Genomic DNA, 19,477 nt, shown 5'->3' on the forward strand with positions numbered 1-19,477 from the left:
AGACCCCATGACGACCCCTTCCCTCACCCAGTCCAGCGGCAGCGCCTACACCCGGATCCTCGGCATCGGCGCGGCCCGCGGCGACCTCGTCGTCCCGAACGACGACCTGATCGAGCCGATCAACTCCTCCGACGAGTGGATCCGCCAGCGCACCGGCATCATCGAGCGCCGCCGGGCCTCCGCCGACATCCACGCGGTCGACCTCGCGACCACTGCCTCCCTCGAGGCGATCGAGAAGGCGGGCATCCGCCCGGACCAGATCGGCGTCGTGCTCGTCTCCACGATCAGCAACACCGTGCAGACCCCGTCGCTGGCCGCGCTCCTCGCGGACCGCATCGGGGCGAACCCCGCCCCGGCGTACGACATCTCGGCAGCCTGCGCCGGCTACACCTACGGGATCGCCCAGGCCGATTCCTTCATCCGCTCCGGCCTGGCCGAGTACGTGCTCGTCGTCGGAGCCGAGAAGCTGTCCGAGCTGGTCAAGTCGACCGACCGCAGCATCTCCTTCCTCCTGGGCGACGGCGCGGGCGCCGCGGTCGTCGGCCCCAGCGACACCGCCGGCATCTCGAAGACCGTCTGGGGATCCGACGGCTCCAAGTGGGACACCGTCGGCATGGACAACCCGCTCGCGGCCTACCGCGACGGCACCGCTGAATGGCCCACCCTCCGCCAGGACGGCCCGTCGGTCTTCCGCTGGGCGGTCTGGGAGATGGCCAAGGTCGCCAAGCAGGCGCTCGCGGAGGCGGGCGTCCAGCCCGAGGACCTCGCCGCGTTCATCCCCCACCAGGCGAACATGCGCATCATCGACGAGCTCGCGAAGCAGCTGAAGCTCCCCGAGACCGTCGCTATCGGCCGCGACATCGAGACCACCGGCAACACCTCCGCCGCGTCGATCCCGCTCGCCACCCACCGCCTGCTCGAGGAGCACCCGGAGCTGCACGGCGGACTCGCGCTGCAGATCGGCTTCGGCGCCGGACTGGTGTTCGGCGCGCAGGTCGTGGTGCTCCCGTGACCGGCGCGACCCCACCCCTAAACTGACCTACGGTCACTGACGAACACCCGAAGAACCCCCAAGGAGAGAACCATGGCACTGTCCAACGAAGAAGTCCTCGCCGGCCTGGCCGAGCTTGTCAACGACGAGACGGGCATCGCCACCGACTCCGTCGAGATGGACAAGTCGTTCACCGACGACCTCGACATCGACTCCATCTCGATGATGACCATCGTCGTCAACGCCGAGGAGAAGTTCGACGTGAAGATCCCCGACGACGAGGTCAAGAACCTCAAGACGGTCGGCGACGCGGTCCGCTTCATCGTCAAGGCGTCCGAGTAGTCGTCGCCCGCGCACCCCGTCCTCGTGGCGGACACCCCGGCCGGCGATCGTCGGCCGGGGTGAGCCCGGCACCCACCCACACGGAACAGAGAAGCTCGTCATGACCAAGAAGATCGTCGTCACCGGAATCGGTGCCAGCACTCCCCTCGGCGGGACCGCCCGGGAGTCCTGGAACGCACTCCTCGCCGGCGAATCAGGCGTCCGCTCCCTCGAGCAGGACTGGGTCGCCCAGTACGACATCCCGGTCACCTTCGCCGCCCAGGCCAAGGTCCGCCCGGAGGAGGTGCTCTCCCGCCCCGAGGCGAAGCGCCTCGACCCCTCCAGCCAGTTCGCGCTCATCTCGGCCCGCGAGGCCTGGGCCGACTCCGGCATCACCGACGTCGACCCGCTCCGCGTGGGCGTCGACTACTCGACCGGCATCGGCGGCCTCTGGACCCTCGTCGACGCGTGGGACACCCTCCGCGAGCGCGGTCCCCGCCGGGTCCTCCCGATGACCATCCCGATGCTCATGCCCAACGCGGCCGCCGCCGCGATCAGCATGGCCATCCCCTCCCGCGCCTACGCCCGCACCGACGTGTCGGCCTGCGCCTCCAGCACCGAGGCCCTCGCGAACGCCTACGAGCACATGCAGCTCGGCCTCGCCGACGTGGTCGTCGCCGGCGGCACGGAGTCGGTCGTCCACCCGCTCCCGATCGCCGCCTTCGCGTCGATGCAGGCCCTCTCGCGCCGCAACGACGACCCGGCGACCGCCTCGCGCCCCTACGACGTCTCCCGCGACGGCTTCGTCCTCGGAGAAGGCGCCGCGACGCTCATCCTCGAGACCGAGGAGCACGCCCTCGCCCGCGGAGCCCGCATCTACGCGGAGCTCGCCGGCGGCGCCGTCACCAGCGACTCGTACCACATCACGGCGCCGGACCCCGAGGGCTCCGCCGCCGCCCGCGCCATGATCGGCGCCCTCGAGCAGGCCGGAGCCGCGCTCACCGACGTCACCCACGTCAACGCCCACGCGACGAGCACCCCGGTCGGCGACATCGCCGAGTACCGCGCCCTGCTGCGCGTCTTCGGCGACCACCTCCCGAACATCGCCGTCTCCGCGACCAAGGCGTCCACCGGCCACCTCCTCGGCGGCACCGGCGCGCTCGAGGCCATCTTCACCGTGCTCGCCCTCCACGAGCGCACCGCACCCCCCACCATCAACCTCTTCGAGCAGGACCCCCAGATCCCCCTCGACGTCGTCACCAGCCCCCGCGCCCTCGGCGACGGACCGCTGGTCGCCATCTCGAACTCGTTCGGGTTCGGGGGGCACAATGCTGTTGCCGCTTTCCGGACGGTGTAGCGGGGCGTAGCCCCGCTCCACCGTGCGGTAAGCGGGCTGCGCCGCTCCTTGCGCGGCGCAGGCGCGTCCGCTGGGGAGGGGGGCGGGGTTCCCGAGGGCCGGTGCGGTGCGGCGACGGTGATCCGCTGGAACGCGGATCCCCGGATACGCCTCGTGCCGCGAGGGAGCTGCGCCGCCGTCTGGTGCGGGCTGGTGAGCACGCCGTGCTGGTGGGGAGCGCGGGCTTCGCCGCGGCTCGGGTCGGATGATCGGATCAACGAAGCTGTCCGGGTGGGAGCGCGGGCTTCGCCGCGACTCGCGTCGGATACTCCGATCGCGGAAGCTGTCCGGGTGGGAGCGCGGGCTTCGCCGCGGCTCGGGTAGAAAGCTTCGGTTCAAGCAGCTGTGCTCGAGGGGAGCGCGGGCTTCGCCGCGACTCGGGTCGGATGCTCGGATCAGGGCGGCTTCGCTCGTGGGGAGCGTGCGACTCGCCAATACTCGGACCGTCGGTGTCGTGCGCGACAGAGGTGCGGGCGGCTCCGCGAGTCTTCCGACGCCCTCCGCCGGAACGCGGTGCTCCGCCGACCTTCTGGTCGACGTGCCAGCGAGCGGCAACCGCGAGGTGACGACGCGGCTTCGAGGCGGACCTCTGCCGGAACGGGGGGTCCGCTGGCCGCCTGGTTCAGGGAGGCGGGAGCGAGCGGTCCCCGCGAGGCGTATCCGCCGATCCGCGTGCCAGCGGATCGGCGTCGCCGGACGCCGGCCGCTCCACGGAACCCGACCACCCGACCGAGCCGACTGCGCGACGCCGCGCGAGGAGCGGCGTCGAATGAGCTCAGCCGACCCCGTGCATCCAGACGACGGGGGCGAAGTCGCCGCCGTAGCGGAAGGGCTCGAGCTCGTCCTCCCAGGCCTGGCCGAGGGCGAGGCGCAGCTCGCGGTGCAGCTCGATGGGATCGGCGCCGGCGAGCTCCATGGCGGAGCGGATGCGGTCCTCGGGCACGACGGTGTTGCCCGCGCTGTCGGTCTGGGCGTAGAAGATGCCGAGCTCGGGCGTGTGCATCCAGCGGCCGCCGTCGACGCCGGGAGAGGGCTCCTCGGTGACCTCGTAGCGGACGTCGGCCCAGCCGCGGAGAGCGGACGCGATGACGGCACCGGTTCCGACCGGGCCCTCCCAGGCGAACTCGGCGCGCAGTGTGCTGCGGAGCACGGGCTGCTCGATCCAGGCGAAGTTCACGGCACGACCAAGGGCGCGACCTGTCCCCCACTCGAGGTGGGGGCAGAGCGCGCGGGGGGCGGAGTGCACGAAGAGCACACCCCGAGTCTGCTGCGCCACCATGGTGTCCTCCGTTCGTCCCGGTGCGTCTTCCCCAACGACCCGGACCACGGAACACTCTGCGGTGCGCCTTCTTCGATTATGACGGTGGGCGTGCCACCACGCCCGATCATGCAGGAGCGGCGGACCTCCGTCAAGGCGGCTCGCCGCGCCTGCTCGACCGGCCGGGGGCGGCTCCTGCCTATACTCAGGTCGTCCGCGCCGCCGGACGCCGCACACCGCCAGACGCCCGCCGGGAGGAGCACCGTGTCCGTCCGCGACGGCCTGCTCGCCCTGCTCACGCTCGGCCCCGCCTACGGCCTCCAGCTGCACGCCGAGCTCCTCGACCGTGCCGCGCACCGGCCCCGGGTCAACGTCGGCCAGATCTACTCGACGCTCGAGCGCCTGCGCGAGCGGGGCCTCGTCGTCTCGGCCGGGTCCACCGACGACGGCCTCCCCCTGCACGCGCTCACCGACGAGGGCCGCGCGGAGGCGGCCGCCTGGCTGACGGGTGACGGAGCGTCCCCGGAGGAGGACTGGGACGACGTCCTCGACCGGGTGCTGCTGGCCTCGAGCCTGTCCGGCGCCGACCTCGCCGCCGTCCTCGACGCGTACGAGAGCTCGCTGCCCGCCACCGCCGACGAGCAGGCGGAGGAGGAGGACGCGCACCCGCAGCGCCGCCTCGCCGCGATCGCCGCCGGCGTGCGGGAGGAGGCCCTGTGGCGCCTTCTCGAGGCGGCCCGCGACGAGCTCACGGGCGACGGGCCGGGACGGGGCGTCCGCGGATACGCTCTCGAGCGTCCCCGTCGGGGCCGTCGAGCCTCGAGCTAGGACGAGACAGGCGCGGGTGCCGTCGCCTAGGGTGGTTCGCATGTCCCGCACCCCCCTCGGTCTCCGCGTCCCCACCCGGGCGCGCCGGCGCCTCGTCGCCGCCGGAGCGGGCACGGTCCTCGTCCTGTGCGCCGCCCTCGCCGCTCCGCTCTCCGCGTCCGCCGCCTACGACCCGTCCGACTACCCCTCGTGGTCCGATGTGGAGGCCGCGAAGTCGAGCGAGAGCGCCACCGCCGCCGAGGTCGACCGCATCACCGCCTTCCTCGCCGACCTGCGCGACCAGGCCGCCGCCCTCACCGACGCCGCCATCAGCCGGGCCGCCGAGGCGGACGCCGCGCAGAGCGCTCTCGACGAGGCGACTCAGCGCGTGAGCGCCCTGGAGGAGCGCGCCTCCGCCGCCCGGTCGGACGCCGACGCCGCGAAGGAGCAGGCCGGCCGTCTCGCCGCGCAGCTCTACCGCAACGGCGGAACCGATGCGACGCTCAACCTCCTCATCGGCGGCGACGAGTCGAGCGAGCTGCTCTACCGCCTCGGCACCATGACGCAGCTCACCCAGCAGACCAGCCGGCTCCAGACCGCGGCGCAGTCGACCGAGAACCAGGCCGTCTCCCTCGCCGCTCAGGCCGAGCAGGCCCGGGGCGAGCGCGTCTCCCTCGCCACCGCCGCGGCCGACGCGCTCTCGGTCGCCCGCTCCGCTCAGGCCGAGGCCGACGCCAAGGTCGCCGACCAGGAGAAGTACAGCCAGGAGCTCTACACCCAGCTCGCCTCGCTCAAGAACACCACCGCCGAGATCGAGCGGGAGTACGCCGACGGCCAGGACGCGAAGTCGGCGTTCGAGGAGCAGCAGCGCCTCTCCCGCCTCGCCGCCGAGGCCGAGGCCGCCCGCCAGCGCGCCGCGTCGGCTCCCGCCGCGGCCGCGGCTCCGGCAGCGCCCTCCAACAGTGGAGGCGGAGGCGGCGGCGGAGGCGGCCCGGTCGAACTCGGCGACGACGACCCGACCGGCGCGCGCAACAGCTCCGCCAAGACCATCGCCGCCCTCGGCACCTACGCCGGACGCACGGACGGCCTCTCCCCCGCGCAGGCCCAGGCCTACGCCCGCACCGCTGTCGGCCGCTTCGGCTGGGGCGCCGACCAGGTCGACCGGTGCCTCATCCCGCTGTGGAACGGCGAGTCGGGGTGGCGGTGGAACGCGCTGAACCGCTCCTCCGGCGCCTACGGCATCCCGCAGGCCCTCCCGGCGAGCAAGATGGCCAACTCGGGAGCCGACTACCAGACGAACGCGGCGACGCAGGTCGACTGGGGGCTCTCGTACATCAAGAGCGCCTACGGCTCGCCCTGCAACGCGTGGTCGAGCTGGAACAACCGCTCGCCGCACTGGTACTGATCCCGCGTCTCACTTCGCCTGGTCGTAGGAGTCGACGACGGCGACGGTGACCGGGAAGTCGACCTCGCCCTCTCCGAAGAGCGAGCGTCCGGCGCGCACCGCCGCCTCGCGGACGATCGCGGCGACCCGCTCGCCGACGTCGGCGGGAGCGTGCACGATCACCTCGTCGTGCAGGAAGTAGACGAGGTGCGCCCGGCCGACCGCGCCGCCCTCGGCGCGCAGTCGCGCCCGCAGCTCGCCCATCCAGCAGAGCGCCCACTCGGCCGCGGTCCCCTGCACCACGAAGTTGCGGGTGAAGCGTCCCCACTCGCGTGCCCGGGCCGCATCGGCCGAGAGCCCCTCGGGGGCCGGAGGCGAGCTGCGCCCGAGCCACGTCGAGACGCTCTCGCCGCGCTCGCCCGCCCGAGCCGCCGCCTCGACGTGCGCGACCGAGCGCGGGTAGGCACGGGCGAGCCTCGGGAGCAGCCGCCCGGCCTCGCCGCTCGTCGCCCCGTACATCGCCCCCAGCATCGCGACCTTCGCCCTCGGCCGGTCGGGGACCACGCCGGCGTCGACGATGCCCTGGTAGAGGTCGCGGCCCCGCCCGGCGGCGGCCATGGCCGAGTCGCCCGACAGCGCGGCGAGGATGCGCGGCTCGAGCTGCGCGGCATCCGCGACCACGAGGCTCCAGCCCGGATCCGCGGTGACCGCGGCGCGGATCTGCCGCGGCAGCTGCAGCGCCCCTCCGCCCGAGGTCGCCCAGCGGCCGGTGACGACGCCGCCCACCACGTACTCCGGCCGGAACCGGCCGTCGCGCACCCACGCGTCGAGCCACGCCCAGCCGTTGGCGGTGAGCAGCCGGGAGAGCTTCTTGTACTCCAGGAGGGGCGGCACCGCGGGGTGCTCGAGGGACTGCAGCTCCCAGGAGCGCGTCGACTCGACCGGCAGCCCCGCGCGCCGCAGCGCCTTGAGGAGCTCGGCCGGCGAGTCGGGATTGAGCTCGGGCGCGCCGAGCTCGTCGCGCAGACGGACGGCCAGCGCCTCCAGCAGGGCCGGGCGGCCGCCGAAGAGCGGGCGGGGGCCGAGCATCCCGGTGAGCACCCGGTCGTGCACATCGGCGCGCCACGGCAGCCCCGCGTGGGCGATCTCGCGAGCGATCAGGGCGCCGACGGACTCGGCGGCGAGCAGCAGGCGGAGCCGGCCGGCCTCGGCGACGCCGGAGAGCGCCTCCTCCTGCCGGGCCAGCTCGAGGACGGGGTCGAGCTCGTCGGAGCCGCCCGCCGCCTCCTCGAACCCGATCAGCGTGTCCTGCGCGGCGGGGGCCGCGGCTCCCGCGTCCCACGGGTCGAGGGGCGAGCGCGCGAGAGCCGATGCGGCGGCGGAGACCGAGCGGCGGAGGATCGCGCGGGCCAGCCGGAGGTCGTGGCACCGGGCGACGACCACGCCGGCCGACAGCAGTGCGGGGTACCAGCGCGCGGTGTCGTCCCAGACCCAGCGCGGGCGCTCCGGCTCCCGCTCCCGGACGAACGCCGCCAGCTCGGCCGGGCCCCTGCCGCTCCCGGCCTCGGCGCCGCCGACGGGGTCGACCGCCCGCCACGCCCCCGTGGGGCCGCCGACGAGTGCGAGGAGCATCGGGCCATTCTCCCCCGTGGCGGACACGGAGGCCGCCGTCGCGGGGACGGCCGGGCCCCCTCTCGCTGAAGGAGTCACGGCGACGGCCGCGAGGGCGGGTAGCCGGGGAAGGGCTTCTCCTGCGCCGTCGGCGGCTGATGGGCCCACAGGGCGGCCGCGATGGTGTCCATCGAGCGGGAGTAGCCCACGAGCGTCCGCCTCTCCGGCTCCGCCGCCCAGGTCACCGCGCGGAACCAGGTCTCGCGGTACGGGCCGGTCTCGATGCGGCGCACCAGGCCGATCCGGCCGGTGCGCAGGGCGTCGACCATCACCCACTCGTCCTGCCCGCTGCTGCGCAGCATCTGGAGCGGACTCCACTCGATCATCGCGCCTCCCACCGGTCGATCCGCGGCCGTGGCGAGCACGAGCGCCGCGGCGTACACTCGCAGACTATCGAACACATGTTCGAACGGCCAACCGGGTCCGGCGAGTGAACGGGAGCACGACGATGGCGGTGATCGACGAGACGGCGCTGGTCTCGACCGACGGCGAGGGAGTGCCGATCGCGCTCGAGTGGCGGGGCGGGAGCTACCGGGTGACCGACCGGCCGACGGTGTGGACCTGCACGAGCGAGTGGTGGGCGCCCCTCGAGGGGTTCCCGCCGACGTTCGGGCGCACCCCGGTGAGCATCGGCGGCTGGCGCTTCCAGGCGACAGACGTCGCGACCGGCGGAGCGTTCGTGCTCGACGTGGTCGCGTCGACGGAGCCGCAGTGGAGCGTGGTGCGGATCTACGAGTAGTGCCGGCGCGAGGCCGGTCGGGCGGCTACTTGTCGGCCGACCAGGGCGCCCGCGTCATGGCGATGAGAGCCGCGACTCCGGAGACGAGGCCGACACCGGCGATGGCGGACACGACGAGCCAGAGAACGAGTTCCATGCCACCAGTCTATCGAGCCCCGGAGCGGATCCTCTCCTCCCCGCTTCCATCCCCCGGCTGTGGAATAGCCTGGGCAGAGTGACCGACGCCCCCACCCGCGCGAGTGTCGGACTGCGCTCGGAGCGCGGCCCGATCCTGCTGTCCCTGATGATCTCGACCGCTCTGGTCGCCCTCGACGCCACGATCCTCTCGACGGCCGTGCCGTCCATCGTCGCCGACCTGGGGGGCTTCGAGCAGTTCCCCTGGCTGTTCTCGATCTACCTGCTGGCCCAGGCCGTCTCGGTCCCCCTCTACGGCAAGCTCGCCGACGTGATCGGGCGCAAGCCCATCATGCTGATCGGCATCGCCCTGTTCCTGGTCGGCTCGCTCCTGTGCGGCCTCGCCTGGAGCATGCCCGCGCTGATCGCGTTCCGAGCCCTGCAGGGCCTGGGGGCCGGAGCGATCCAGCCGATGGGCATCACCATCGCCGGCGACATCTACACGGTCGCCGAGCGTGCGAAGACCCAGGGCTACCTCGCGAGCGTCTGGGGCATCTCCTCGGTCGTCGGGCCGACCCTCGGCGGCGTGCTCTCGGACCTGGGCGCCTGGCGCGGCATCTTCCTCGTCAACATCCCCCTGTGCCTCCTGGCGGCGTTCCTCCTGATCCGCAGCTTCCGCGAGACCACGCGGGGCGAGAAGCAGCGGATCGACGTGGCGGGCGCCTCCGTGCTCGCCGTGGGCACCGCGCTGCTCATCCTCGGGCTGCTCGAGGGCGGCAGCGCCTGGCCGTGGCTCTCCCCCGCCGGAGTCGGCGTGTTCGTCGTCTCGGCCCTCGCGTTCGCCGGCTTCGTCGCGATCGAGCGGCGCGCGGCCGCCCCGGTGCTCCCCCTCTGGGTCCTCACGCGGCGCGTGCTGATCTCGACCAGCCTGGTCTCGGTGACCGTCGGCGCGATCACGCTCGGCGTCACCTCGTACTTCCCGACCTTCGCGCAGGGCGTGCTCGGCAGCTCCGCCCTCGGCGCGGGCTTCGCCGTCGCGGCGATGACGCTCGGCTGGCCGGTCGCGGCGAGCCTGTCGGGCCGGCTCTACCTGCGCATCGGCTTCCGCAACACGGGCTTCCTCGGAGCGGGGCTCGTCGTGATCGGCACGGCGCTGACCGTCCTGCTCGGCGCCTCCTCGACGCTGTGGGAGATCGCCGGCTTCTGCGTGCTGATCGGCGCCGGCATGGGGCTCGTGGCGACTCCGACGCTGATCCGGGCGCAGTCGAGCGTCGACTGGAACGAGCGCGGAGTGGTCTCCTCGACCAACTTCTTCGCCCGCAACATCGGCAGCGCCGTCGCCGTGGCCGTGTTCGGCGCGATCGTGAACGCGAAGGCGGGCGGCGGCGTCCCCGCACCGGCGGACCTCGCCGAGGGCACCCGCTTCGTCTGCATCGCGCTCACGGTCCTCGCCGTGGGCATGCTCGCCGCGGTCTGGGCGATGCCGAAGGAGGGGCGCACCGCGCCCGGAGAGGATCGGGCGGCGGAGGCCGAGCCCGACGCGGCCCGGCCGGACGCGGCCCAGCCCTAGCCGTCAGGCGGCGCCGCCGGTTCTCGTCGTCAGCCGGAGCGGCGCGCCGCGGCCGTCGCTCGCAGTCGGTCGCGGTGGGTGCGGCGCACCCGGTGCGTCCAGCGCTGCAGGGACGACCCCATCCCGGGGTGCCGCGCCAGCGTGTGGAGAGCGCGGTCGAACCGGCGGAGCATGTCCGCGAAGGCGCCGAAGGGGCGGGCCGAGATGCCGACCTCGAGGTGGCGGTCGAGCACGATCCGGTGCCGGAGTCCCAGGTGCACGCTGATCTCGACGTCGTCGTGCACGTAGGCGTCGTGCCGGTGCATCTCCTCCGCGATCTCCTCCCACGCCGACCGGCGGACGGCGCAGTTGGAGCCGAAGAGCGGCCAGTTGGCCAGCGCCGACCCCATCAGCACGAAGTAGGCGTCCATGTAGGCGACCCGCGCGATCACCCGGGCGATCGGGCCGAGCTCGTCGAAGCGTCCGGGACCGGTCACCGCTCCGACCTCGGGGTCGGCGAAGTGGCTGGCCAGGCGCGCCAGCCAGTCGGGTCCCGGGCGGGAGTCGGCGTCGAGCCGTGCGAGGACGTCGCCGTGCGCCTCGTCGAAGCCGTGCGCCGTGCTCGCCGGGATCCCGGCTCCGTCGTGCCGCACCACCCGCGCGCCCGCCGCTCGCGCGACGGCGGCGCTGTCGTCGGTGCTCCCGTCGTCGACGACGACGATCTCGAACGGAGCGAGCGTCTGCTCGCGGAGGAGCTCGAGCAGCTGCTCGAGGTGGCGGGCGTCGTCCTTCACGGGGACGACGACCGAGATGCGCCGGTGATCCATCCGCCCAGTCAACGCGATCGGGGCGCTCAGCGGGGACACCGCCACGCGTCTCGCGCGAGCCCGGACCTGTCAACCGGCTCCCGAGCGCGTCGGATCCCCTGATGGGATCGACCCGTGTCCGCCGGATCGGCGGCCCGATCGAGACAGGAGACGACATGACCCAGGGACCTCGAGACTTCCGGCCCACCCGTGCACTGGTGACCGCCTCTGACTCCGGCATCGGCCGGGCGACCGCGGTGGCACTGGCCGAGGCGGGCATGGACGTCGGCATCACCTGGCACAGCGACGAGGAGGGCGCGCAGGGCACGGCGGAGGAGGTGCGCTCCCTCGGCCGGCGCGCCGAGATCGCGCGCCTCGACACGACGGATCTGGAGGGCGCGGGCGACGTGATCGACGATCTCGCGGATCGACTGGGCGGGCTCGACGTCGCCGTCAGCAATGCGGGCGGAGGCGGGGGCGAGCCCTTCCTCGAGCAGAGCCTCGACAGCTGGCGCTCGACCGTCGCCCTGAACCTCGACGGAGCGTTCGTCTGCCTTCAGCGCGCCGCGCGGCGCATGGCGTCCCAGTTCACGGGCGGCAGGATCATCGCGGTCACCAGTGTCCACGAGCACCAGCCGCGGGTCGGCTCCGTCGCCTACACCGCTGCCAAGCACGGGCTGGGCGGCCTGCTGAAGGTGGCCGCACTCGAGCTCGGCTCCCTCGGCATCACCGTCAACGCCGTCGCCCCCGGGGAGATCGCGACGCCGATGAACGACGCCGAGGATGTGGACCCCGTCACGATCGACCGCCCCGGCATCCCCCTCGGCCGCCCCGGCGACGCCCGCGAGATCGCGGCGGTGGTCGCCTTCCTGGCCTCTCCCGCTGCCTCCTACATCACCGGATCCTCGTACGTCGTGGACGGCGGGATGCTGCAGATGGGGCCGCAGGCCGGCTCCCACCTCCGGCAGGACGACTGGCGCGAGGCCTGAGCCGCCGACCACGGCGCCCGCCCGCCGGGTACTCTCGAAGAGGTGCTCCGGCGGGCGGGGCGCCTGCTCCGGGATGTAGGTGACGCACGTGTGGTTCCGGCGTCGACGCAGGTTCAAGATGGAGCCGTACGACCCCGATGAGAACCCGTCGCGCGAGCCCGCCTCCGTCGAGGAGGCCGCCGAGGAGGGCCTGATGCTCGCGCAGTACGCGAGCCGGATGGCCGTGAAGAACCGTGTGCTGATGGACGGCCTCGGTGCTGACGTCCCCTTCGACTCGGGCCGCTACTCCGTCGTCGCCGCGGAGGAGCTCGAGAAGCTGGCGCGCGAGTCCGAGGCGGCCGCCGAGCGCCTGCGCGGCATCGCCGCCGACGTGACCTCGGTGGGCGGCCGCTCCGACCACGTGCACGACTACCGCTCGGCCGACGTCGACAACCTCGACCACCGCGAGCGGCTCTCGCTCCTGGTCGCCGACTCCCTCCACAGGCGGGCGCAGGACGAGGAGTACCTCGCGACGCTCGTCGACGACGCCCGTCAGGACGCGTGGCGCGAGCTCGCGCAGTCGATCGAGGAGACCCTCGACCGCACCTCGCGGATCGACCCGGACGACGAGGAGTACCGCCGCGACCGCTCGGTGCGGATGGCGCTCGTGGTCGTCGACGACCTGGTCAAGCTGGCGGAGGAGCGCGGCGTCAGCCTCGAGGACTGACGGGCTCGTCGTGGGACGCCGGGACGGGGCTCAGGCCCAGCCGGCGCGGAACGACTCGGTCGCCTCGGCGGAGCGCTCCCGGACCGACTCCAGCAGCTCCTCCATGGTGGAGCTGCGGAGGAACGCGAGGCGGTCGAGCTCGGTGACCGGTGCGACGCCGGCGAGCTGCCAGGCGTGCGCGGCCGGATCCTCGGCGAGCTCGACGACCGCGCCGTAGCGCTGCTCGACGAACTCGCTCGCGACCGCCAGTGCCGTGCGGACCGCCGACTCCGCCGCAGCCAGCGCGGGGGCGTGCTTCTCGTCCCACTCCAGATCGGGCAGCAGGCGGACCTCGGCGCGCGGGTACGGGTCGTCCTCGTACCAGCGGACGACCTCGAAGCGCTCCTCGCCCACGGAGTCGAGCGTGACGAACGACTCCGCCCCGTCGATGTTCAGGATGCGCGCGCGGGCGCCGACCGCGAACCGCTGGTCGCCGCCGCCCACCTCCTGGCCGCGCTCGATGAGCACGACGCCGAACGCGAGGGTCTCGTCCTCGAGGACGTCGCCGAGCATCCGCAGGTACCGCGGCTCGAACAGCCGGAGCGGGAGCGGCATGTGCGGCAGGAGCACGGAGCCGAGCGGGAACATCGGAAGATCAGGCACGGGTTCAGGCAATCACGTCGAGCGGAGAGCGGCCAGTACGGGCGCGGCGCGTCAGGACGTGCTAGCGCATCGAGCCACCGTGTCGTCCGCTCGCGGATGCTCGCCACGCCCCGGACGATCTCCGACGGCCCGCCCTCACCCGCGAGGCTCCCACTCAGACTGGGAGCATGGATCTCGCCGAACTCCGAGCCGTCGTCCGCGCGGACCTGGCCGCCAAGGGCCACGCCTCCGACCGGCTCACCGTCCTCGTCCTCCGACTCGGGCAGTACTCGAGCTCTCGGAGGACCCGGCTCCCCCTCCACCTCGTCTACCGCCTGGTCGATCTCGTCTGGACCCGCATGATCGTCGGAGCCGAGCTGCCGCCGGCCGCTCAGGTCGGGCCCGGCCTGCGGCTCCCCCACTGGGGCCGCGGCGTGATCCTGCACCCGCGCACGGTGATCGGAAGGAACGCGTTCATCTACCACGGCGTCACCATCGGCGAGTCGAAGGGTCGGACGCCCGCCATCGGCGACGACGTCTACATCGGCGCCCGCGCGACGATCGTCGGGGACGTGACCGTCGGCGACCGTGTGCGGGTCGGAGCCGGCGCCGTCGTCGTCCGCAACGTCGCCTCCGACTCGTCCGCGGTCGGCGTGCCGGCGAGGACCGCGTCGGCACCGTCCTGAGGCACGGCCCGTCGGCCTGACGGGGCCGGACCGCCCGCCCCGACGAGACCGACATCAGGTGGATGCCCGACCCGGCGCTGGAGAGAAGGAACCACCGCGGGTGGAGCGGAGTAGGGCGTACGGGACTTGAACCCGTGACCGACGGATTATGAGTCCGCTGCTCTGACCGGCTGAGCTAACGCCCCGCGGCGGCCGTCCGAGCGGCCGTCAGGTGGCGGCGGGTGCGGACGCTGCGTCGGAGGCCGGATCGGCCACCGGCTCCCCACGATACAGGCTCTCGAAGGTGCTGATCGTGCGGTTGATGTCGTGCGCGGCGACGATTTGGAGGGAGGCGCGCTTCATCGCCTCGAGGTCCTCCTGGTCGGCCGTGAGCACGGCGGTGAGGCGCTCGGCGAGGGCCTCGGCGCTGCCCGGAGCGAAGAGGTAGCCGTTCTCGCCGTCGTGGACGAGGTGCGGGAGGGCCATCGCGTCGGCGGCGACGACGGGGAGGGCCGAGGCCATCGCCTCCATCGTCGCGATGCTCTGCAGCTCGGCGATGGACGGCATGGCGAACACGGTGGCGCGGGTGTACGCCTCCTTGAGCTCGGCGTCCGAGACGTAGCCGGTGAAGCGGACGCGGTCGGCGATGCCGAGGGTCGCGGCGAGCTGCTGGAGGTTGCGCATCTGGTCGCCGCCGCCGACGATCTCGAGCTTCGCGTCGAGCGCCGGGTCGAGCAGGGCGACGGCGCGGAGCAGGACGTCGATGTGCTTCTCGCCGGTCACGCGGCCGACGAAGAGGATCGAGTCGCCGGCGCGGGCCGAGAAGTCGGGCGTGTAGTTGTCGGCGTCGATGCCGCAGGAGATGGCGTGGACGCCCCGGAGGCCCGTGTACTTCTCGAGGAACTGCGCGGCCTTGCGGGTCGGCGTGGTGACCGCCTCCGCCCGGCCGAAGGTGCGGCGCGCGGCCCGCCACGCCATCGCCACGGCCTTGGCCTGCACGGCCTTCGGCAGGAGGGTGAACTCGAGCATGTTCTCGGGCATGAAGTGGTTCGTGCCGACGATGCGGATGCCGCGCTTGGCCGCCTCGATCCCGAGGCCGCGGCCGACGATGATGTGCGACTGGAAGTGCACGACGTCGGGCTTCACCTCGTCGAGGATGCGCGCGCTGTTCTGCCGGATGCGCCACGGCATCGCGAAGCGCAGCCAGTCGTGCGGGTACCAGCGCCAGCTGTAGAGCCGGTGCACGATGATCCGCTGGCCCTCGTGCGTCTCGACCCGGGTGCCGCTCCAGCCGTCGGCCGAGGGGGCGACGACGTGGACCTCGTGGCCGCGCTGCGCGAGACCGGCGGCGAGGCGCTCGGCGAACTTCGCGGCTCCGTTCACGTCGGGCGCGAAGGTGTCGCAGCCGATCACGACCGTCAGCGGTCGGGAGTCGGGCGATCCCGGTCGGGACGCGTCGCGGGGATCTGACACGGGAGTTCCTATCGGTGTCGTGCCGCTCGGGGAGAGAAGGGAGCGATCGGCGGAGGTCGGTCGGTTTCGTGGCTCTCGGCGCGGACCCATTGTAGGCAGAGGACTCCTCACCACTCGGGATCCCGCGCCGTCAGCGCGCCTGCGGGTGGTGCTTGGCGAGGAGGAAGACGCCGTAGATGGCGACGGCACCGGCCGCGATGAAGAGCGGGATCGCCCACGGGGCCGCGTACTGCGCCTCCCCGAGCACGACGATGCCGATCGCGACGGCGACCAACGGGTCGATGACGGTGAGGCCCGCGACGACGAGGTCCGGCGGGCCGGAGGAGTAGGCGTTCTGCACGAAGTACCCGCCGAGCGCGGTCGCGGCCAGGAGCGCCACGATGCAGACCACCGTCAGCGGGTCGAACTCGCCGTACTTGATGCGGTTGAGCACGACCTTCGCGAGAGTCGCGACGAAGCCGTAGACCACTCCGGCGCCCACGATGTAGAAGATCGCCTTCGCTCCGCGGCGGAAGACGCGGAAGGCGATGACGAAGACCGTGAGCACCACGGCGAGGATCACGAGGATCGTGATGAGCTCGGGCGTCTGGATGGACTTGTCGACCGCGTTGAACGCCGCCACGAGGACGAACGTGCCGACGCCTCCGACGCAGAGCACGATCGCCCGGATCGATGCCGCGTTCAGGCGCACCCGGCTGACCCGCGCGTTGACGACCGCGGTGATCACGAGCGCCACCGCTCCGAGCGGCTGCACCACGATGAGCGGGGAGAAGCCGAGGCTCGTCAGCTGGAAGACGATCGCGAGGCCGAGGAGCAGGGTGCCGATCACCCACGAGGGGCGCGAGAGCAGCGCGACCAGCTGGCCGCCGCTGAGCCCGGAGGAGCCGGAGCGCTTCGAGAACCGCTCCACCTTCGCCACTCCCCGGTGCTGGAACTGCGCGCCGAGGGAGAGGAACACCGCGCCCACGAGAGCGATCGGGATGCCGATGAACTTCGCCGGGTCGTTGAGGAGTTCGGCGAGATCGGCGGGCATGGGGTCGACCCTACCCAGAACGCCTCCGGGAGTCCTCCGACGCACGGGTGAGGGGCTGAGCCCAGCGGATGATCCTCGCGGACCCGGTCGACGGCCCCGCTGTACCCTGTCCCCCATGGCCGTCCTCCCCATCCGCATCGCCGGCGACCCCGTCCTCCACTCCCCCGCCGCTCCCGTCACCGAGTTCGACGATGCGCTGCGCACCCTCGTCGCCGACATGTTCGAGACGATGGACATAGCCCCCGGAGTCGGTCTCGCCGGCCCGCAGGTCGGCGTCCCGCTGCGACTGTTCGTCTACGACTACGCCGACGACGACGGCACCCCCCGCCGCGGCGTCGCGATCAACCCCGAGCTGTTCGTCACGCCGACCCCGCTCGGCGAGGCGGACGAGGACACGGAGTCGGAGGGGTGCCTCTCCTTCCCCGGCGAGCGCTTCCCGCTCCGCCGCTCCGAGCGCGCGATCCTCCGCGCGGTCGACCTCGAGCAGGAGCCGTTCGAGATCGTCGCGGACGGCTGGTTCGCCCGCGTGTTCCAGCACGAGTTCGACCACCTCGACGGCGTGCTCTACATCGACCGTCTCGAGCACGACTACCACAAGCCGGTCGCGAAGATCACCCGCAAGCGCGGCTGGGGCGGCCCCGGCGTCTCGTGGCTGCCCGGCGTGGAGCACCTCGAGGACTGACTCAGGCCAGGTCGACCCCGTGCACGCCGTTGTGGTGGCGGATCGCGGGGAACGAGGCGGTGACGCTCCGGCCGACGCCGGGCGTCCGCTTCTCGGTCACGTCACCGCCGAAGAGGGCGGCCCGCTCGCGCAGCTCGGCGAGCGCGGGGCTGTCGATGCGCTCGGTGAGCGAGCGCAGATCCGCCTCAAGAGCGCTGGCGTCCTGCTCCGCAGCGCCGTGCTGCTCGCGGTCGTCGTCGACCTCCACCCGGAGGCCGGTGGTCGTCCATCGGGAGCTGATGCGGACCTCGGTCCCCGCGCCGCCGGTCTCCAGCGCCGAGTCGAAGGCGTACTCGAGCACCCGGAGCACGGCCACCTCGGCGCCGTCCTGCAGCGGGAACGGCTCGCCGAACGAATCCTCGCGGACGCTCAGGCCTCGCTCGCGGGCGCCCTCGATCAGGGGGACGGAGCCGCCGGTGCGCGGCAGCTCCCCCGGATCGACGGAGGCGACGGTCGCGATGCGGCGCAGCTGCGCCAGCGAGGCCTCGGCCGCCCGCACGGCACGCTGCGCCGACCGCGCGGCTGCGGCGGGGTCGCGGTCGATCGTGAGCCTGACGCTCTCGGCCTCCTCGACGACGTGCGCGGCGCTGCGGACCGCGAGCTGCTCGAGCTCGCCGACGATGCGGAGCCTCGCCTCCTGCTCGCCGACCGCCAGCTCGAGGCGGACGACGCGCGCCGCCTCCTCCGCACGGCTCTCGGCGGCACGGCGCTCGGCGCCGACGGCGCGGCGCCACAGCACGACGACCGCGACCAGGGCGATCAGGGCGAGGACGAGGACGACTTCGAGCACGACGGCCTCCGGGGGGACGGGACGGGTTCGGCACAGGAGCGCCGGAGAGAGATCGTACCCGCGCCGCGGACAGCGGACCTGAGGCCGCGGAGGGGGTTGCGGAGCCGGACTCAGCCGTCGGAGCGCACGGAGCGGGTGACGGTGAAGCGGCGGTCGCGCGCTACCACCGAGGTCGGCCCGACCGCGCGGCGCAGCTCGGCCGGATGCGCGAGGTGGGAGTTGAAGACCGTCCACAGCACGCCTCCGGGGCGCAGCACGCGGCCGGCCGCGCGCAGCATGCGCCGGGCGACGAGGTCGGTGACGGCTCCGTCGGAGTGGAACGGCGGATTGCAGAGCACGACGTCGACGGAGGACGCCTCCAGAGTCGAGGCGTTGTCGTCGCGGAGGACGCGGACGGCCAGCCCATTGGCCGCCGCGGTCGCCCGGGCGGACTCGACCGCGGCACGCGAGGTGTCCGTCGCGATCACGGCGAGGTCGGGGCGGGCCCTAGCCACCACGGCGGCGAGCACGCCGGTTCCGCAGCCGAGGTCGAGTGCGGTGCCCGCGGGGAGGGAGTCGAGATCGAGGGCGGCGAGGAGGGCGCGGGTGCCGAGGTCCAGTCGTGCACCTGCGAAGGCTCCCGGCAGTGCGACGACCTCGAGGTCGAGCTCGTCCAGACGGCGCCGCTCGGGCCCTGGCGCGGGCGGCTGGTCGGGGAGCGCGCCGCTCGCGAGCAGGGCGCGCGACTTCTGCCGGGCGAGGGAGACGTCGATCCGCTCGTAGCGCACGGCGAGCACGTCGTTCATCGTGCGGGTCATGTGCTTGATGCGGCCGGCGCCGATCAGGGTCGCCGCCGGGTTCGCGAGTGCGGTCCCGGCCGCGACGGCGGCCAGCGCGTCGAGCGAGCGCGGCAGGCGCAGGAGCACCGCGTCGGCGTCGCGGACGGCCTCCGCGACGGAGTCGACGATCTCGATCGGCGCGAGATCGACGCCCGATCCCCGCACCGTCTCGAGGTTCTGCGCGAGAGCGCGCTCGGCGGTGATCGAGTCCTGCACGACGCGTACGGCACGGCCGTCGGCGGCGAGGCCGAGGCTCAGTGCCCCGTAGGCGTCCCCGATCACGGCGAGGCGGCCGCGATCGGCGGCGAGGTCGAGCAGCAGACGGTCACTGGCGTCGACGGCGACGAGATCCGCCGCCTCGACGTCGGGGCGGCGGCGCAGGAGAGCGAGCACGTCCTCGCGCATCGCCCCTCCGATCGTCGGTCCGAGCGGGTGGGCCCTCGAGGGCGACCGCTCGCGGGCACGAAAAAAGGGCCCGAGAGTGGAGTCCCGGACCCTTCGCTCCCCGACTTGGACTCGAACCAAGAACCTACCGGTTAACAGCCGATTGCTCTGCCAATTGAGCTATCGAGGATCATCCGACCACCCGGAGGCGATCAGCGCGGTACTACTTTAGCAAACTCTC

The 19,477-nt window shown here is 73.1% G+C and carries 20 protein-coding genes and 2 tRNA genes; 11 read left to right on the forward strand and 11 right to left on the reverse strand.

All coding sequences use genetic code 11. From position 1 onward, the window contains the following. The first annotated feature begins 7 nt into the window (after positions 1-7). From C5C63_RS08210 to C5C63_RS08220, 3 genes are all read left to right on the forward strand, one after another. Positions 8-1,012: a beta-ketoacyl-ACP synthase III gene (locus tag C5C63_RS08210; RefSeq protein ID WP_104223464.1), complete on the forward strand. Its 1,005-nt coding sequence runs from the start codon at positions 8-10 to the stop codon at positions 1,010-1,012. A 72-nt stretch (positions 1,013-1,084) separates the two neighbouring features. Continuing rightward, positions 1,085-1,333 (forward strand): acyl carrier protein, encoded by a 249-nt coding sequence (locus C5C63_RS08215; protein WP_104223463.1) that lies wholly within the window; start codon positions 1,085-1,087, stop codon positions 1,331-1,333. A 100-nt stretch (positions 1,334-1,433) separates the two neighbouring features. Next, entirely contained in the window at positions 1,434-2,669 is a 1,236-nt protein-coding gene (locus C5C63_RS08220; protein ID WP_104226673.1) for a beta-ketoacyl synthase, read from the forward strand. Positions 2,670-3,483: 814 nt separating this feature from the next. Here the strand turns inward: C5C63_RS08220 and C5C63_RS08225 are convergent. Then, positions 3,484-3,987 carry a DUF3145 domain-containing protein gene (locus tag C5C63_RS08225; RefSeq protein WP_104226674.1) on the reverse strand — a complete coding sequence of 168 codons (504 nt, stop codon included), beginning with the start codon at positions 3,985-3,987 and terminating at the stop codon, positions 3,484-3,486. Between the two features lie 243 nt (positions 3,988-4,230). Here C5C63_RS08225 and C5C63_RS08230 point away from each other — a divergent pair, with 243 nt between their 5' ends. Next, positions 4,231-4,794: a PadR family transcriptional regulator gene (locus C5C63_RS08230; protein WP_181110582.1), complete on the forward strand. Its 564-nt coding sequence runs from the start codon at positions 4,231-4,233 to the stop codon at positions 4,792-4,794. A gap of 40 nt (positions 4,795-4,834) precedes the next feature. Then, positions 4,835-6,178: a hypothetical protein gene (locus C5C63_RS08235; protein ID WP_258065415.1), complete on the forward strand. Its 1,344-nt coding sequence runs from the start codon at positions 4,835-4,837 to the stop codon at positions 6,176-6,178. Between the two features lie 9 nt (positions 6,179-6,187). Here the strand turns inward: C5C63_RS08235 and C5C63_RS08240 are convergent, their stop codons facing one another. Both C5C63_RS08240 and C5C63_RS08245 read right to left on the reverse strand, forming a co-directional pair. Then, positions 6,188-7,789, reverse strand: coding sequence for a bifunctional 3'-5' exonuclease/DNA polymerase (locus C5C63_RS08240; protein WP_104325843.1), 1,602 nt, complete (start codon positions 7,787-7,789; stop codon positions 6,188-6,190). Between the two features lie 74 nt (positions 7,790-7,863). Then, a complete protein-coding gene (locus C5C63_RS08245) occupies positions 7,864-8,154 on the reverse strand; it encodes a hypothetical protein (protein ID WP_146076962.1) in 291 nt (96 codons plus the stop codon). 104 nt (positions 8,155-8,258) lie between these two features. On the opposite strand from C5C63_RS08245, the gene C5C63_RS08250 reads away from it, so the two are divergent. Then, positions 8,259-8,567 (forward strand): hypothetical protein, encoded by a 309-nt coding sequence (locus C5C63_RS08250; RefSeq protein WP_146080951.1) that lies wholly within the window; start codon positions 8,259-8,261, stop codon positions 8,565-8,567. A 283-nt stretch (positions 8,568-8,850) separates the two neighbouring features. Next, on the forward strand, positions 8,851-10,251 hold the full coding sequence (locus C5C63_RS08255) for an MDR family MFS transporter (RefSeq protein WP_104250985.1): 1,401 nt from the start codon (positions 8,851-8,853) through the stop codon (positions 10,249-10,251). A gap of 29 nt (positions 10,252-10,280) precedes the next feature. On the opposite strand, the gene C5C63_RS08260 is transcribed toward C5C63_RS08255, so the two are convergent. Then, complete coding sequence (locus tag C5C63_RS08260) at positions 10,281-11,057, reverse strand: glycosyltransferase family 2 protein (RefSeq protein ID WP_104234192.1); 777 nt, start codon at positions 11,055-11,057, stop codon at positions 10,281-10,283. Between the two features lie 155 nt (positions 11,058-11,212). Between C5C63_RS08260 and C5C63_RS08265 the strand changes: the two genes are divergently transcribed. Together C5C63_RS08265 and C5C63_RS08270 are read left to right on the forward strand one after the other, a co-directional pair. Continuing rightward, positions 11,213-12,025, forward strand: a complete 813-nt coding sequence (locus tag C5C63_RS08265; protein WP_104325859.1) for an SDR family oxidoreductase — start codon at positions 11,213-11,215, stop codon at positions 12,023-12,025. A 118-nt stretch (positions 12,026-12,143) separates the two neighbouring features. Then, entirely contained in the window at positions 12,144-12,731 is a 588-nt protein-coding gene (locus C5C63_RS08270) for a hypothetical protein (RefSeq protein ID WP_104223455.1), read from the forward strand. 30 nt (positions 12,732-12,761) lie between these two features. Here C5C63_RS08270 and C5C63_RS08275 read toward each other — a convergent pair whose 3' ends face one another. Beyond that, positions 12,762-13,373: an LON peptidase substrate-binding domain-containing protein gene (locus tag C5C63_RS08275; RefSeq protein WP_244229436.1), complete on the reverse strand. Its 612-nt coding sequence runs from the start codon at positions 13,371-13,373 to the stop codon at positions 12,762-12,764. Positions 13,374-13,540: 167 nt separating this feature from the next. Here C5C63_RS08275 and C5C63_RS08280 point away from each other — a divergent pair, with 167 nt between their 5' ends. Then, complete coding sequence (locus C5C63_RS08280) at positions 13,541-14,038, forward strand: DapH/DapD/GlmU-related protein (RefSeq protein ID WP_104325844.1); 498 nt, start codon at positions 13,541-13,543, stop codon at positions 14,036-14,038. Between the two features lie 111 nt (positions 14,039-14,149). Here the strand turns inward: C5C63_RS08280 and C5C63_RS08285 are convergent. The 3 genes from C5C63_RS08285 to C5C63_RS08295 form a co-directional block, all read right to left on the reverse strand. Beyond that, positions 14,150-14,223, reverse strand: a tRNA-Ile gene (locus C5C63_RS08285). A gap of 22 nt (positions 14,224-14,245) precedes the next feature. Continuing rightward, positions 14,246-15,490 (reverse strand): glycosyltransferase, encoded by a 1,245-nt coding sequence (locus C5C63_RS08290; RefSeq protein WP_258065416.1) that lies wholly within the window; start codon positions 15,488-15,490, stop codon positions 14,246-14,248. A gap of 130 nt (positions 15,491-15,620) precedes the next feature. Then, positions 15,621-16,523 carry a DMT family transporter gene (locus tag C5C63_RS08295; protein ID WP_104223451.1) on the reverse strand — a complete coding sequence of 301 codons (903 nt, stop codon included), beginning with the start codon at positions 16,521-16,523 and terminating at the stop codon, positions 15,621-15,623. 115 nt (positions 16,524-16,638) lie between these two features. Between C5C63_RS08295 and def the strand changes: the two genes are divergently transcribed. Further along, a complete protein-coding gene (gene def, locus C5C63_RS08300) occupies positions 16,639-17,205 on the forward strand; it encodes a peptide deformylase (RefSeq protein ID WP_104234187.1) in 567 nt (188 codons plus the stop codon). A 1-nt stretch (position 17,206) separates the two neighbouring features. Here the strand turns inward: def and C5C63_RS08305 are convergent, their stop codons facing one another. The 3 genes from C5C63_RS08305 to C5C63_RS08315 form a co-directional block, all read right to left on the reverse strand. Beyond that, positions 17,207-18,034 (reverse strand): hypothetical protein, encoded by an 828-nt coding sequence (locus tag C5C63_RS08305; RefSeq protein ID WP_104325846.1) that lies wholly within the window; start codon positions 18,032-18,034, stop codon positions 17,207-17,209. Positions 18,035-18,144: 110 nt separating this feature from the next. Beyond that, positions 18,145-19,257, reverse strand: coding sequence for a class I SAM-dependent methyltransferase (locus C5C63_RS08310; protein ID WP_104292599.1), 1,113 nt, complete (start codon positions 19,255-19,257; stop codon positions 18,145-18,147). A 96-nt stretch (positions 19,258-19,353) separates the two neighbouring features. Next, positions 19,354-19,426: transfer RNA gene (locus C5C63_RS08315), tRNA-Asn, on the reverse strand. Positions 19,427-19,477 lie beyond the last annotated feature (51 nt).

Source organism: Rathayibacter sp. AY1B8, assembly GCF_002932775.1.
Taxonomy (GTDB): domain Bacteria; phylum Actinomycetota; class Actinomycetes; order Actinomycetales; family Microbacteriaceae; genus Rathayibacter.

Coding starts and splice junctions, on each gene's coding strand:
- C5C63_RS08210 (WP_104223464.1), top strand. CDS start 8: ATGACGACCCCTTCCCTCACCCAGTCCAGCGGCAGCGCCTACACCCGG.
- C5C63_RS08220 (WP_104226673.1), top strand. CDS start 1,434: ATGACCAAGAAGATCGTCGTCACCGGAATCGGTGCCAGCACTCCCCTC.
- C5C63_RS08225 (WP_104226674.1), bottom strand. CDS start 3,987: ATGGTGGCGCAGCAGACTCGGGGTGTGCTCTTCGTGCACTCCGCCCCC.
- C5C63_RS08280 (WP_104325844.1), top strand. CDS start 13,541: ATGGATCTCGCCGAACTCCGAGCCGTCGTCCGCGCGGACCTGGCCGCC.
- C5C63_RS08245 (WP_146076962.1), bottom strand. CDS start 8,154: ATGATCGAGTGGAGTCCGCTCCAGATGCTGCGCAGCAGCGGGCAGGAC.
- C5C63_RS08260 (WP_104234192.1), bottom strand. CDS start 11,057: ATGGATCACCGGCGCATCTCGGTCGTCGTCCCCGTGAAGGACGACGCC.
- C5C63_RS08215 (WP_104223463.1), top strand. CDS start 1,085: ATGGCACTGTCCAACGAAGAAGTCCTCGCCGGCCTGGCCGAGCTTGTC.
- C5C63_RS08295 (WP_104223451.1), bottom strand. CDS start 16,523: ATGCCCGCCGATCTCGCCGAACTCCTCAACGACCCGGCGAAGTTCATC.
- C5C63_RS08270 (WP_104223455.1), top strand. CDS start 12,144: ATGGAGCCGTACGACCCCGATGAGAACCCGTCGCGCGAGCCCGCCTCC.
- C5C63_RS08235 (WP_258065415.1), top strand. CDS start 4,835: ATGTCCCGCACCCCCCTCGGTCTCCGCGTCCCCACCCGGGCGCGCCGG.
- C5C63_RS08310 (WP_104292599.1), bottom strand. CDS start 19,257: ATGCGCGAGGACGTGCTCGCTCTCCTGCGCCGCCGCCCCGACGTCGAG.
- C5C63_RS08255 (WP_104250985.1), top strand. CDS start 8,851: ATGATCTCGACCGCTCTGGTCGCCCTCGACGCCACGATCCTCTCGACG.
- C5C63_RS08240 (WP_104325843.1), bottom strand. CDS start 7,789: ATGCTCCTCGCACTCGTCGGCGGCCCCACGGGGGCGTGGCGGGCGGTC.
- C5C63_RS08265 (WP_104325859.1), top strand. CDS start 11,213: ATGACCCAGGGACCTCGAGACTTCCGGCCCACCCGTGCACTGGTGACC.
- def (WP_104234187.1), top strand. CDS start 16,639: ATGGCCGTCCTCCCCATCCGCATCGCCGGCGACCCCGTCCTCCACTCC.